Here is a 13,556-nt window from a genome sequence, read left to right on the forward strand (position 1 = left end):
CTCCCTCTTCACCCCGCCGCCGTCGTCCGCGTCCCGGAAGCTCACCCTCCGAACACAAGTGACCGTGTGTGCACCTGCCGTGACGGTAGGTCAGCAGTCGCAGCCGCAGTCGCAGCAGTCGCACCCATCGCAGCACTCGCAGCCTTCACAGCAGTTACAGCAGCCGCAGTCCCCGCAGTCACAGTCGCAGTCACGGCAGAAGCCCTCATGCTTCCTGCGCGACCAGGGGCCCTCGTACTCCTTGGCGCAGCACATCTGGCAGGTGCAGCAGAGGCCCGCGAAGACCGCGCATCCCGCCAGGAACCCGCGCGGCGCGGGCGGCCGGGGGCCCTCGCCCTGCGGAGGCGCGCCGTAGGGGTTGCCGGGCACCGGCGTGTACGGCCCGCCGGGCGGCGGCGACCCGTAGGGGCCGGGCTGGTGGGAGCCGTGGGCCTCCGGGTGCCCGGAAGCTGCGCCGTGGGCGCAGCCCGCCGTGCCGAAGGACCGGTCGACCGACTGCTTCAGCTCATGGGCGAGCAGGACGTGCGCCAGCCTGCCGTCGACGAAGTCGACCTCGCGCAGGGCGAGCCGGATGCCGTGCACCGCGTCGTCGGCCAGCCGCCGGGCCTCGATCAGGTCGGTGCCGGTCGCCGTGAGCGGGTTCCAGGCACCCGACGCGGCGTCGGCGGCCTGGTCCTCCACGGCGTCCAGGAGGTGCGCGAGCCGTCCGAAGAGGCGGCCGGCCTCGGCCAGCGGCTCGGTGTTGTGCGGCCGGCCGGCGAGTACGGCGGTGTGCGCGAAGGCGGCGGCGGTCGCCGTCTCGGTCGGCTCGGTGACGGTGAGCAGGGAGGTGCCCGGCCCCGCCAGCGCCTCGATCGCGCCCTGCCGGTCGACCGCGTCGACCAGGACCGCCGTGTCGAAGCCGAGGGAGGCGCCGGTGCGGGCGCCCGCGCGGTCCCAGCTCGCGGCGATCCGGCGGGCCGCGAGCGCCACGGGCCTGCGCTTCAACAGGCCGTCCCGGTCGGCGACGTGGTCACGGACCTTCGCCGAGGCGAGGACCAGCGAGACGGCCGCGGCGAGCCGGGCGCCTTCACCCCTGGCCACCGGGGCCGTCCGCATCGCGCGCAGCGGGCAGGGCCCGGCGGTGCGCCTGCGCCCGGTGCGGCTCTCGACCTGAGCCTCCGTCAGAACCGAGACGATCAGCCCGTCGTAGTTGGTCACGATCCGGGCGAACTGGCCGTGGTCGGAGCGAAGTGCCAGGCAGAGGCCGCAGAGATGGGCCATCCACTCGGTTCGCAGCCCCTCGGTGAGCCGATGCGAGCAGGGCCTGACGATTCCGAACACGAAGCTCCCCCGGGTGCCGTGGGACACCCCGCCCCACGTGTCGTTCAACAGTGCGGCAGGCATCGTATCGGCCGGATCCGTTCACCCGTACGTCTGCCGTCTCACCCGTCTGGACGGAAGTTCATATTTTGTATCCGTTAGCCGTCATGGACCGGAACAAAGCTGACGATTCGCCACATCTTCTGCACCAGTACCGTCACGAATCCCCTGCGCGGCGACTATCCACTTGGCGCGGTATCCGCATCATGGACGAGCATAGGGATGCGGAACGCGAGAAGAAGCAAGAAGAAGTCCGCTGTGAGAGGAGGCGTCCATGGGATCGGTGCGCAAGGCGAGTGCCTGGCTGGGACTTGTCGAGGACAACGACGACCGCTACTACGACGACGAGTACACCGAGGAAGCCGGGTCCGGCGAAGCCTGGGTGACGGACCCGCGGGTGCGGGTGGCCTCCGAGGCGGCCGAGGAGCAGGGCCGGCGGATCGCCACGGTCACGCCCGACGGCTTCCGTGACGCGCGCGGCATCGGTGAGCTCTTCCGCGAGGGCGTCCCCGTCATCGTGAACCTCACCGCCATGGAGCCCGGCGACGCCAAACGCGTCGTGGACTTCGCGGCCGGTCTCACCTTCGGACTCCGCGGCTCCATCGAGCGCGTGGCGACGCGGGTCTTCCTGCTGACCCCCGCCGACACCCAGATCGTCAGCGGCGAGGCCGCGGGCCGCGCCACCGGCGGCTTCTTCAACCAGAGCTGAGCAGGGCGCTCACCGGACCACCGCCGCGCCTAGCGGAAGGCGTCGAGCCCGGTGAGCGCCTTGCCCAGCACCAGCTGGTGCATCTCCACGGTGCCCTCGTAGGTGAGCACCGACTCCAGATTGGTGGCGTGCCGCATCACGGGGTACTCCAGCGAGATCCCGTTGGCGCCGAGGATCGTGCGCGAGGTGCGGCAGATCTCGATCGCCTCCCGGACGTTGTTGAGCTTTCCGAAACTGACCTGCTCCGGACGGAGCCTGCCCGCGTCCATCCGCCGCCCCAGATGATGGGCTAGCAGAACGCCCTTGTGCAGCTCGACCGCCATGTCGGCGAGCTTGGCCTGGGTGAGCTGGAAGCCGCCGATGGGCCTGCCGAACTGCTCGCGGGTCCTGGCGTACTCGACCGCCGCCTCGAAGGAGGCGCGGGCCGCGCCCATCGCGCCCCAGACGATTCCGTACCGCGCGTGCGAGAGGCAGCTCAGCGGGCCCTTGAGGCCGGTGACCCCCGGCAGCACCGCGTCGGCGGGCAGCCGCACCTCGTCCATGACCAGCTCGCTGGTGACCGACGCCCGCAGCGACCACTTGTGTTTGATCTCCGGCGCCGAGAAGCCGGGGGCGTCGGTGGGGACGGCGAAGCCCCTGATGCCCTCGTCGGTCTGGGCCCAGACCACGGCGACCCCGGCGACCGAGCCGTTGGTGATCCACATCTTGCGGCCGCTGAGCACCCAGTCGGTGCCGTCCCGCTTGGCATACGTCCGCATCCCGGCGGGATCGGAGCCGTGGTCGGGTTCGGTGAGGCCGAAGCAGCCGATGGTCTCGCCCGCCGCCATCGAGGGCAGCCAGCGCCGCTTCTGCTCCTCGGAGCCGTACTTCCAGATCGCGTACATCGCCAGCGAGCCCTGGACGGAGACGAGCGAGCGGATGCCGGAGTCGGCGGCCTCCAGCTCCAGACAGGCCAGGCCGTACTGGACGGCGGTGGCGCCCGCGCAGCCGTAGCCGGTCAGGGACATGCCGAGGGCGCCGATCGAGCCGAGCTCCCGGGCGAGTTCGCGGATGCCGGGGAGCTCGCCGCTCTCGTACCACTCGGCGATGTGCGGCAGGACCCGGTCGGCGGCCCAGGAGCGGACGGTGTCGCGGATCGCGAGGTCCTCGTCGCTCAGCAGGTCGTCGAGCCCGAGGGGGTCGGCCGGGTCGAAGGGGGGCAGCTTGGCGGATGCGGACATATGGATGCCTCCGGCGTCCCTGGGAACCTGTGCGGCCCAGCTAAAACTAGCGGTGGTAGTTATTGCTGACCGCTGACGTTACGGCTCAGTGTGCCGCGCGTCCAGACCCGCCCGTGCGTCCGGACCCGCCCGTGCGTGCGGGCGCCCTGCCTCAGGAACCGCCCGGCCCCGCGCCCGCCCCTTCGGCGCCCGCCGTCGCGGGGACACGCAGAGCGGGTTCGGCGCGCTGCTCGGGCAGCCCGGGAGCGGAGGGGGCGTGCTGCGCCCCGCACTCCATCACCCGGGGCAGCCGCAGCGCGGCCAGCGCGCCCAGGACCAGCAGACCCGCGCTGACCAGCAGCGTCACATGCAGGCCGTGGACGAAGGAGTGCTGGGCCGCGCCCCGCAGGGCGGCTCCCGCGGGTCCGCCGAGGCGGTCGGCTATGTCGTAGGCCTCGCCCAGCGAGTTGGCCGCGTCGGCCGACGCCTCGCGCGGGACGCCGGGGACGGAGGCGAGCCCGGGGGCGTAGGCCGCGTTCATCACGCTGCCGAGGAGGGCGATGCCCATGCCCGCGCCGAGCTGGTAGGAGGTCTCGCCGATCGCGGCGGCCCCGCCCGCGCAGTCGGCGGGCGCCTCGCTGAGCATCGACTCGTACGCCCCGAAGAGCGTCGTCTGGAGGCCGAAGCCGAGGACGACGAAGGCGCCGGTGAGCAGCAGCGGCCGGTCGTGGCGGCCCATCAGGACGAGCAGCAGTACGGCGGCGGCGGTCAGCAGGAAGCCGCACACGACCATCCGGCGCGGACCGAACCGGCGCAGGGTGTACGAACCGGTGGCCCCGGCGGTCATCGCGGCGAAGGTGAGCGGCAGCAGCCGCAGCCCGGTCTCCAGCGGGCTGAGCCCCAGGACGAGCTGGAGGTACTGCACGGCTATGAGCTCAAGGCCGACCAGCGCCAGCATGGCGAGGACGATGCACCCCACCGAGGTGGAGAAGGTGCGCCGGGCGAACATGCGCATGTCGACCAGCGGATGCGTACGCCGCCGCTGGCGCCGCACGAACAGGATGATCAGGGCGGTGCCCGCGCACAGCGGTCCCAGGGTGAGGGGATCGAGTGGGCCGTGGCCCGCGCCCATCCGCTTGACGCCGAGGACCACGGTGATCACACCGGCGGCGGCCGTCAGCGCGCCGAGCACGTCCCACGGCCCGTCGGCGCCGCCCCTGGACTCGGGCAGCAGTCTGCGGCCCAGCGGCAGGATCAGCGCCATCAGCGGGATGTTGATCAGGAAGACGGAGCCCCACCAGTAGTGCTGGACGAGGAAGCCGCCGAGCACCGGTCCGGCGGCGGCACCTATCGCGGCGGTCGCGGTCCACACACCGATGGCGGTGGCGCGTTCACGACGGTCGGGGAAGACCGCCCGGAGGATGGAGAGCGTGGCGGGCATGATCATCGCGCCGCCGACGCCGAGCAGCGCGCGGGCCGCGATCAGGACGCCCGCGGACCCGGAGAAGGCGGCCACGGCGGACGCCAGGCCGAAGATGCCGTAGCCGAGGAGCAGCACCCGGCGGCGGCCCACGCGGTCGCCGAGGGTGCCGAAGAGGATGAGGAGGGCGGCGCAGACCAGCGGGTAGGCGTCGACGATCCACAGCAGCGCGGTGGCGCTGGGGCGCAGGTCCTCGGTGACCGAGGGGACGGCGACGTGCAGCACGGTCGCGTCCAGCGCGACGAGCAGCAGACTCACACAGAGGACGACGAGGACGACCCAGCGGTTGGCGGCGCCGGCGTTCGCACGCGCGCGTGCGGCGTCCGTCGTCGTTCCTGCCATGTGTGTACCTCCTGTACGGCGGCCCCGCGGGGGTCCCGGGACGCGCCGTCCTCGCGGTGGCCCGTCGTCCTCGCTCTCGGCGGATCCTGGACCGGTGCGGTCTCGGACGGGTCCGGCATCGACGAGCGAGTGATTCGTCAGCGTACGCGAGTTCCAGCCATCGGCACGTGGTACACCTCTCACCCCTTTGGGCACGCCCTGTGTCGTGCGCCACAGCGTGTGGAGTGAGGTGATCGGAGCGGGCGCCATTAATGATCTTGGCACGCCGTGTCGGTGCATCCTGGCACCCGGTGTCAGGGGTGATGGACGAACGATGAATTCCGTCCTGCTTCCCGGAAAATCCCCCGGAGAAAATCCCGGCGCGTTTCCGGAGCGGCCCGCAGCGGAATAGATTCCAAGGTCACCCACCCATTTCGGGGACCCGGGAATAAACGGTGACGTGAGACATACTCCACATCACATCGTCATCACAAACCCGCCGGATCGGCCTGGGCCCTCACTCACTCGCTGTAACGTCGATTGAGTGCGTACCGACCGAATCTTCGCCCGTCTGGACCGGGAGCCCGAGCCGCCGAAGATAGCGATCCCGCGGATGAGCCGTCACCGCGTGATCCTCTTCAGCGCGACGATGGCGTTCTACCTCGCCATCGTCGTCGCCGTGCTCGCCTCGTCCTGGCTCGTCGAGCTGGACTGGAAGGTCATGCTGTTCCGGCCGTACGAGCAGTGGCCGCAGATGCACGCCTTCCTGGACTACTTCGTGGTCCTGGGCCAGCGCGGCCCCACGGCGGTGATGGTCGCGGCATGGCTGGGCTGGAGATCCTGGCGGCAGCACACCCTGCGCCCGCTGCTCGCCCTCGGCGCCTCGCTGCTCCTGCTGAACATCACGGTCGGCGCGGTCAAGCTGGGCCTGGGCCGGCTGGGCCCGCACTACGCGACGCAGATCGGCTCCGCCGAACTGTTCGCGGGCGGCGATATATTTCCTTCCGGCCACACCGCCAACGCGGTCGTGACCTGGGGCATCCTCGCCTATCTGGCCACCACCCCGAGGGCCCGGCGCTGGCTGTCGGTCATCTCCGCCGTGGTCGCCCTGGGCGTCGGCGCCACCACCGTCTACCTCGGTACGCACTGGGTCAGCGATGTGCTCCTCGGCTGGGCCGCCGGGCTGCTCATCCTGCTGGCCCTGCCCTGGTGCGAGCCGGTGATCGCGCGCGCCGAGGCCCTGGTCTTCGCCCTGCGGGCCAAGTGGCGCGCACGGGGAACGGCCGCGCCCGTACTGCCCGTTCCGGCCGGCGCGCTGCCCGGCGTGTTCGCCCAGCGCACCGCGAGCGAGCCCGAGGCCCCGGTACGCGAGCCGGTGGGCGCGGCCAGCGGCGCCCGCCCCGTCGGCGCCCGCGGCCCGGCCCGGCCGCCGCACAACGGCCCCCGCCCCGAGCGTCCGCCGGTGCCGCCGGCGGCCGGCAGGCGCCCGCAGCACGTCGAGCGTGCCCCGCGCCCGGCCCCGGCCCGCCCGCTGGGCGGCTGACGGCGCGCGGCGCGCGGCGGGGACGGTACGCACCACCCACCCGCACGGCGAAGGCCCCGGCACTCCGTCAAGGAGCGCCGGGGCCTTCGCCGTCCGCGGGAGGAGCCGCTCAGCCGCGCCAGCAGCGGATCACCGTGCCGTCCGCCACCTCGAAGTTCAGCCGCCCCTCCAGGTACTCCATCGTGATGATCGAGCCGGGCGGGAGCGACCTGACGGTGGTCCAGCCACGCGCGCGTGCCAGCCGCTCGGCGGCCTCGCCGGCCAGGCCCACATAGGCCTCGGGAGCGTCGTCGGGATGTCCGGAGGGAGTCGGTAGGGGTGCCATGCCCACCACCGTAGGCGCACCGGGACGGAGGCGGAAGCGGGGCCCCCTGCCCTGCCGCTGTCCGCACCACGTCCCCCGCCGGTCACACTTCTGTCACAGGATCTTGGGTCGCGTTTGCCTCGAACTTGGTCACTCGTACGGGGAGTTCCGGTCGATCGGGCGGGAAATCACTCAGCCCTCGCCCGTCCGTTCGGACCCCTTACGGAATTCCCCCGCCAACCACCCGGGAACACCCCTCAGAATTTCCCTTCCGGCCCCCCACACGGGAAATTGACGGGCCATGGGGAATTCACCGCATCCTTACACGATCCGCACCGACGGGGCGATGTCGTTCGCCGTCGGACGCCGCCCGGCGCGTTGGCTCGTATGCGCCTATCCGGCCGCGCACGCGCCCTGTCGGACGGGCACGCGCGCGAGCATCATGGCTACCGGCCTGATGCCTGACACCTAGTGGGGGCGGCGATGGGTACCGAGACGGCGACCGCGGACACGGGACATCGCGAGGCCCGGCCGGCGGGCCGGGTGATCGTGGACTGGCTGACCACCACGGACCACAAGAAGATCGGGCACCTCTACCTGATCACGTCGTTCGGCTTCTTCCTGATCGCCGGACTGATGGCCATGCTGATGCGCGCCGAGCTGGCCCGCCCGGGGCTCCAGGTCATGTCGAACAACACCTTCAACCAGATGTTCACCATGCACGGCACGATCATGCTGCTGCTCTTCGCCACCCCCACCTTCGCGGGCTTCGCCAACGAGATCATGCCGCTCCAGATCGGCGCGCCCGACGTGGCGTTCCCCCGGCTCAACATGCTGGCGTACTGGCTGTTCCTCTTCGGCGGACTCATCGTCCTGGGCTCGCTGCTCGTGCCCGGAGGCCCCGCGGCCTTCGGCTGGTTCGCCTACGCGCCGCTCAACTCCGCCACCCGCTCCCCCGGCGTCGGCGCCGATCTGTGGATCATGGGGCTCGCGCTCTCCGGGTTCGGGACGATCCTGGGCGCGGTGAACTTCCTGACCACCATCATCGGGATGCGCGCACCCGGGATGACCATGTTCCGGATGCCCATCTTCACCTGGAACGTGCTGTTCACCTCGATCCTGGTGCTGCTCGCCTTCCCGGTGCTCGCGGCGGCCCTGCTCGTCCTGGAGGCGGACCGCCGGTTCGGGTCGGTGGTCTTCGAGCCGCAGTGGGGAGGCGCGCTGCTGTGGCAGCACCTCTTCTGGTTCTTCGGGCATCCCGAGGTCTACATCATCGCGCTGCCGTTCTTCGGGATCATCACCGAGATCATCCCGGTCTTCGCCCGCAAGCCGATCTTCGGCTACACCACCCTGGTGGGCGCCACCATGTGCATCACCGGACTGTCGGTCGTGGTGTGGGCGCACCACATGTTCGCCACGGGCGCGGTGCTCCTGCCGTTCTTCTCCTTCATGTCGTTCCTGATCGCGGTGCCGACCGGGGTGAAGTTCTTCAACTGGACGGGCACGATGCTGCGCGGCTCGCTCAGCTTCGAGACACCCATGCTCTGGGCCGTGGGCTTCCTGATCAGCTTCCTGTTCGGCGGGCTCACCGGCGTCATCCTCGCCTCGCCGCCGCTCGACTTCCACGTCACCGACTCGTACTTCGTGGTGGCCCACTTCCACTACGTCGTCTTCGGCACGGTCGTGTTCGCGACCTTCGGCGGCTTCTACTTCTGGTGGCCCAAGTTCACCGGCAGGATGCTGGACGAACGGCTCGGAAAGATCCACTTCTGGACGCTCTTCGTGGGTTTCCACACCACGTTCCTGGTCCAGCACTGGCTGGGCGCCGAGGGCATGCCCCGCCGCTACGCCGACTACCTGGCCGCCGACGGCTTCACCGCGCTCAACACGGTCTCCTCCATCGGCGCCTTCCTGCTCGGCATGTCGACGCTGCCGTTCCTCTACAACGTCTGGAAGACCGCGAAGTACGCCCCGAAGGTGGAGGTCGACGACCCCTGGGGGTTCGGACGCTCCCTCGAATGGGCGACCTCCTGCCCGCCGCCGCGCCACAACTTCGTGACCATCCCCCGCATCCGCACCGAGTCGCCCGCCTTCGACCTGCACCACCCGGAGTTCGCGCCGTTCCGCGACGACCTGCTGCCGGACCGGCCGAGGAAGACCGTGCCGGAGACCGCGAACGAGGCCGCGAACGAAACCGCGGAGGAGCCCTCGTAGGAGCCCTCGTAGGAGACGGACGCGCCCCGCCCGGTCGTGGGGCCGGGCGGGGCGGTGGTGCTTGGTACGCGGTGGCGGTACGGCCTACAGGGCGAGCCGCTCGCCGGGCAGGATCAGGTCCGGATCGCCGCCGATGACGGCCTTGTTGGCCGCGTACACCCTTTCCCACGTCGTACCGTGCGCCCCGGCGATGGCGGACAGGGTGTCCCCCTCGCGGACGGTGTAGTCGCCGCCGCGCGAGCCGCGGCCCGTCCGGACCGGCGGGCGCTCGGGCGCCTTCGCCGGTGCGGCCTTCACCTCGACGCGGCCGGTTCCCGCCCGGTTCGCCTCCCGCTTCGGCTGGGCCGCGTGCGCGGCCCTGGGCTTGGGGTCCGCCTTGGGCTTCGCCTTGTGGCCCGGCGGCTTCGGCGCCGATGGCGCCTCCCCGTAAGCCCCCGCCCGCGCGGCGCACACGGGCCACGCGCCCCAGCCCTGGGCCCGCTGGAGCCGGGTGGCGACGGCGATCTGCTGCGCCCGGCCGGCCCGGTCGGCGGTGGACGCGTACGCCCCGCCGCCGTAGGCCCGCCAGGAACCGGCGGAGAACTGGAGTCCGCCGTAGTAGCCGTTGCCGGTGTTGATGTGCCAGTTTCCGCCGCTCTCGCACTGCGCGATGCGGTCCCACACCGCACCGTCCGCCGCGCCGGCCGGACCGGCCGAGACGGCGAGCAGCGCCAGCGGCGCCGCCAGCACGGCGACCCCGATCGCCGCGACCGTGCCGCGTCCGCGCCTGGAGCTGGAACGACTGGTACCAACAGACATGAAGTCCCTCTTCCGAAGGACCCGGGGCTCCCAGGCGGTACGGCTCGTGACGCGTCCGGCGTCCCGTTCCGTGCCGCCCCGCCCGCCGGGGTCGTGCTCGTGCCTGTGGTGCGGTCGTACGCGTCGTGACGTCGTGCGGCCGTACGGGGCGGGCTGCCCGGGCGGTGCTCGGTGCACACGGCGTTGGAATCTAGGGACCGGGCCGCGCTGGTATCAACCAATGCCCTGTCGCTCCAGGCCAGTTGGCTATTACCATCGGTAACATCGATTTCCGGACACCCACTTGATTGGGGGATTTCAGGATTTGTCGACCTGCCGCCCGCCCGGTCTGTGACTCAGTTCACCGCGCCAACTCCCTTGCACCCACCAGAGGTTGACTGGGAGTGAGGGGTTCCGGGGGTACGTTCACCCTCCGCGCGCGGTGGTTCGATTCTGTTCGCCCTGGGGCGTGACCCCTGCCACAGATCCGCCGTTGTTCTTTCAGGAGCCGGGAACCACCCGGCGCACGCATCCAGTAGGAGCCACCCGTGCCGCGCATGCTCGACGTCAGCGAGGACGTCCGCGCCGAGATCGGCGACGAAGAAGCCGACCGGCTGCTCGCCGGCGAGAACGCCCCGGGCAGCTACGACTGCACCTCCTGCCGCACCCCGGGCGACTCCGAGCACGAGGCCACCAGCACCGTGCTCTTCGTCGGTGAGGAGACCGCGGTCCTCGCCTTCGCCCACGCCTCCTGCATCCCCTCCCAGGTCGTCCAGGTCTCCGAGGAGCAGCTGCAGGGCGCCGTCCGGTCCATCACCGGCGACGAGTTCGGGGGCCGGGCGCCCCAGCAGGCCGTCCTCGGCATCACCAGCGGCCTGATCCTGATCGAGGGCGCGCTGCACCCGGCGCTCGTCGTGGAGCCCACCGCCCCGATCGCCCGTCCCGGCTCGGCCGGCACCATGGACGAGTTCCTTCCGCTCCTGATCGAGCAGGGCTTCGTGCCGGTCACCGACGTCGGCCGGATGCCCTCGGTGCTGGCCGGCTGGTCGGTGCTGCTCGCCATGGGCCAGCTGCACGCGATCCTCCAGCCCGGCACGGGAGGCGGTGGCGGCCCGGTGTCGTGGTGGCAGGCCCATCAGCCGCTCCAGGTCACCGACGGCTGGCGCGCCGCCGCCAACCGCACCCAGCGCGTCCTGGTCTTCGCGGCCCCGGTCGGCTCCATCGGCCAGCAGCCCCGCGAGGACCTGCTGCGCGACGCCCTGGAGAAGGCGGCCTCGGACGGCACCCTGGTGTCGGCGGCGATGCCGCTGGCAGGCACCTGAGCCTCCCCAGCGCATAGCTCCCACCGCCTGAGCCCTCCACCCCCGGGGCCCGGTACCGCTCGACCGGTCCGGGCCCCGGGTCCGTCACCACTCCGTCGAGCCCGCGTGACCCCGCGCTCCCCCGCACATCCGCGCCGGGCCTGCGCCCCGCCAGGCCTGCACTCCCGGGCCCCGGCCCCTCCCCTTTACCCGCCACCGCGCCCGCGTGCCCCGCGCCCCCCCAGAGGCCCTACCCGAGCCCCCGTGTGCCCGGTTCACCCCGTGCATCCGGTGATGCGTGATATCTGCCGTCAGACCGCATCCGACGGCCGCCGGGGTCGTTGGCACATACGTGCACGCATACGAGCCCTCCCGCCAGCCGTACCACCAGTCGCAGATCCCCTCCATGCGCCCCGCCCAGGACCTCATCAGCGGCCACTCGCCCACCCCGATCTACGACGCGCTGTACTCGGAGTACCGCCGGTCCTTCCGGGCCCTGCCGGGCGACCGCAGCGGCGAGGACGACTTCGGCTTCCGGGGCTTCGCGGCCGTGGGCCGCTCGGGGTCCCTCGGTTTCCGGGGCGTCCACCAGCACCACCACCCGACCCGCGCCCAGGCGCAGCACCCCCAGACCGCCCCGGGCTTCCAGCCGTACCCCGCCCACGGCGGCACCCACTGGCAGCTGGGCGGGGTGGCGAACGGCGTCACCGGACATATGCAGGGGCGGCAGCACACCGGGCTCCAACCGCTCCCGGCGGCACTGCCGCCCGGCCCCCGTCGGGGGCTGTGAGATCCGTGGCGGGAGCCGCGCGGCCGTAAGCCCGCGGCCCCCTCCGGGACTACTTCTTCCTGTTGCTGCCGCGCTTCTCGCGCACCCGCACCGAGATGTGGATCGGGGTGCCCTCGAAGCCGAACTCCTCGCGCAGCCGGCGCTCGACGAAGCGCCGGTAGCCGTGCTCCAGGAAGCCGGAGGCGAAGAGGACGAAGCGCGGCGGCTTGGTCCCGGCCTGCGTGCCGAACAGGATGCGCGGCTGCTTGCCACCGCGGATCGGGTGCGGGTGGGCCGCGACGATCTCGCCGAGGAAGGCGTTGAGCCGTCCGGTCGGCACCCGCGTCTCCCAGCCCGCGAGCGCCGTCTCGATCGCCGGGACCAGCTTCTCCATGTGGCGGCCGGTCAGCGCCGAGACGTTGACGCGCGGTGCCCAGGCCACCTGCTGCATCTCGGTCTCGATCTCGCGCTCCAGGTAGTAGCGGCGCTCCTCGTCGAGGTCGTCCCACTTGTTGTACGCGATGACGATGGCGCGGCCCGACTCGACGGCCATGGTGATGATGCGCTGGTCCTGGACGCTGATGTTCTCGGTCGCGTCGATCAGGATGACCGCCACCTCGGCCTTCTCGACGGCGGCGGCCGTGCGCAGCGAGGCGTAGTAGTCGGCGCCCTGCTGGAGGTGGACCCGCTTGCGGATGCCCGCGGTGTCGATGAACTTCCAGGTCACCCCGCCGAGCTCGATCAGCTCGTCGACCGGGTCGCGGGTGGTGCCGGCCAGCTCGTTGACGACGACGCGGTCCTCCTTCGCCACCTTGTTCAGGAGCGAGGACTTGCCGACGTTCGGGCGGCCGATCAGCGCGATACGGCGGGGGCCGCCGGGGGTGGCGGAGCCGAAGGTCTGCGCGGGCGCCTCGGGCAGCGCCTCCAGGACGGCGTCCAGCATGTCGCCGGTGCCGCGGCCGTGCAGCGAGGAGACGGGGTGCGGCATCCCGAGGCCCAGCGACCACAGCGAGGCGGCGTCCGCCTCGCCCGACTGGCCGTCCACCTTGTTGGCGCACAGCACGACGGGCTTGCCGGCCCGGCGCAGCAGCTTGACGACGGCCTCGTCGGTGTCGGTGGCGCCGACCTTGGCGTCCACGACGAAGACACAGGCGTCGGCGGCCTCGATCGCGTACTCCGCCTGGGCGGCGACGGACGCGTCGATGCCGAGGACGTCCTGCTCCCAGCCGCCGGTGTCGACGACCTTGAAGCGGCGGCCGGCCCACTCCGCTTCGTAGGTGACGCGGTCGCGGGTGACGCCCGGCTTGTCCTCGACGACCGCCTCACGGCGGCCGATGATGCGGTTCACCAGAGTCGACTTACCGACATTCGGGCGGCCGACGACGGCGAGGACGGGGAGCGGGCCGTGGCCCGCCTCCTCGATCGCGCCTTCGACGTCCTCGATGTCGAAGCCCTCTTCCGCGGCGAGCTCCATGAACTCCGCGTACTCGGCGTCGCCAAGCGCTCCGTGGTCGTGCTGGTCGTTCATGAAGTCCGTTCCTCGTTCTGCGTCATCGATGGACCGGGCGTCCGGTCCA

General features: G+C 71.7%; 11 protein-coding genes. 5 read left to right on the plus strand and 6 right to left on the minus strand.

Features of this window, described 5'->3' with window-relative positions; genetic code table 11:
• Positions 1 to 90: 90 nt before the first annotated feature.
• Complete coding sequence (locus ACZ5ID_RS23065; RefSeq protein ID WP_468901100.1) at positions 91 to 1,323, minus strand: DUF5685 family protein; 1,233 nt, start codon at positions 1,321 to 1,323, stop codon at positions 91 to 93.
• Between the two features lie 313 nt (positions 1,324 to 1,636).
• Between ACZ5ID_RS23065 and ACZ5ID_RS23070 the strand changes: the two genes are divergently transcribed.
• Positions 1,637 to 2,071 carry a cell division protein SepF gene (locus ACZ5ID_RS23070; protein ID WP_468900988.1) on the plus strand — a complete coding sequence of 145 codons (435 nt, stop codon included), beginning with the start codon at positions 1,637 to 1,639 and terminating at the stop codon, positions 2,069 to 2,071.
• 29 nt (positions 2,072 to 2,100) lie between these two features.
• On the opposite strand, the gene ACZ5ID_RS23075 is transcribed toward ACZ5ID_RS23070, so the two are convergent.
• Together ACZ5ID_RS23075 and ACZ5ID_RS23080 are read right to left on the minus strand one after the other, a co-directional pair.
• The gene (locus ACZ5ID_RS23075; protein ID WP_468900991.1) at positions 2,101 to 3,291 is read right to left on the minus strand and encodes an acyl-CoA dehydrogenase family protein; all 1,191 of its coding nucleotides are present in this window, start codon (positions 3,289 to 3,291) and stop codon (positions 2,101 to 2,103) included.
• 151 nt (positions 3,292 to 3,442) lie between these two features.
• Positions 3,443 to 5,092, minus strand: a complete 1,650-nt coding sequence (locus ACZ5ID_RS23080; protein ID WP_468900993.1) for an MFS transporter — start codon at positions 5,090 to 5,092, stop codon at positions 3,443 to 3,445.
• A 523-nt stretch (positions 5,093 to 5,615) separates the two neighbouring features.
• Between ACZ5ID_RS23080 and ACZ5ID_RS23085 the strand changes: the two genes are divergently transcribed.
• Positions 5,616 to 6,614, plus strand: coding sequence for a phosphatase PAP2 family protein (locus ACZ5ID_RS23085; protein WP_468900996.1), 999 nt, complete (start codon positions 5,616 to 5,618; stop codon positions 6,612 to 6,614).
• 109 nt (positions 6,615 to 6,723) lie between these two features.
• Here ACZ5ID_RS23085 and ACZ5ID_RS23090 read toward each other — a convergent pair whose 3' ends face one another.
• A complete protein-coding gene (locus ACZ5ID_RS23090; RefSeq protein WP_468900998.1) occupies positions 6,724 to 6,939 on the minus strand; it encodes an I78 family peptidase inhibitor in 216 nt (71 codons plus the stop codon).
• Between the two features lie 462 nt (positions 6,940 to 7,401).
• Here ACZ5ID_RS23090 and ctaD point away from each other — a divergent pair, with 462 nt between their 5' ends.
• Positions 7,402 to 9,132 carry an aa3-type cytochrome oxidase subunit I gene (ctaD, locus tag ACZ5ID_RS23095; RefSeq protein WP_468901000.1) on the plus strand — a complete coding sequence of 577 codons (1,731 nt, stop codon included), beginning with the start codon at positions 7,402 to 7,404 and terminating at the stop codon, positions 9,130 to 9,132.
• 84 nt (positions 9,133 to 9,216) lie between these two features.
• On the opposite strand, the gene ACZ5ID_RS23100 is transcribed toward ctaD, so the two are convergent.
• Positions 9,217 to 9,930, minus strand: coding sequence for a transglycosylase family protein (locus tag ACZ5ID_RS23100; RefSeq protein WP_468901003.1), 714 nt, complete (start codon positions 9,928 to 9,930; stop codon positions 9,217 to 9,219).
• Positions 9,931 to 10,457: 527 nt separating this feature from the next.
• Between ACZ5ID_RS23100 and ACZ5ID_RS23105 the strand changes: the two genes are divergently transcribed.
• Positions 10,458 to 11,231: a hypothetical protein gene (locus tag ACZ5ID_RS23105; protein WP_468901006.1), complete on the plus strand. Its 774-nt coding sequence runs from the start codon at positions 10,458 to 10,460 to the stop codon at positions 11,229 to 11,231.
• A 331-nt stretch (positions 11,232 to 11,562) separates the two neighbouring features.
• Positions 11,563 to 12,000 carry a hypothetical protein gene (locus ACZ5ID_RS23110; protein ID WP_468901008.1) on the plus strand — a complete coding sequence of 146 codons (438 nt, stop codon included), beginning with the start codon at positions 11,563 to 11,565 and terminating at the stop codon, positions 11,998 to 12,000.
• A 49-nt stretch (positions 12,001 to 12,049) separates the two neighbouring features.
• Here the strand turns inward: ACZ5ID_RS23110 and der are convergent, their stop codons facing one another.
• A complete protein-coding gene (gene der, locus ACZ5ID_RS23115; RefSeq protein WP_468901011.1) occupies positions 12,050 to 13,507 on the minus strand; it encodes a ribosome biogenesis GTPase Der in 1,458 nt (485 codons plus the stop codon).
• Positions 13,508 to 13,556: the final 49 nt, after the last annotated feature.

Source organism: Streptomyces sp. NPDC031670, from assembly GCF_055580545.1.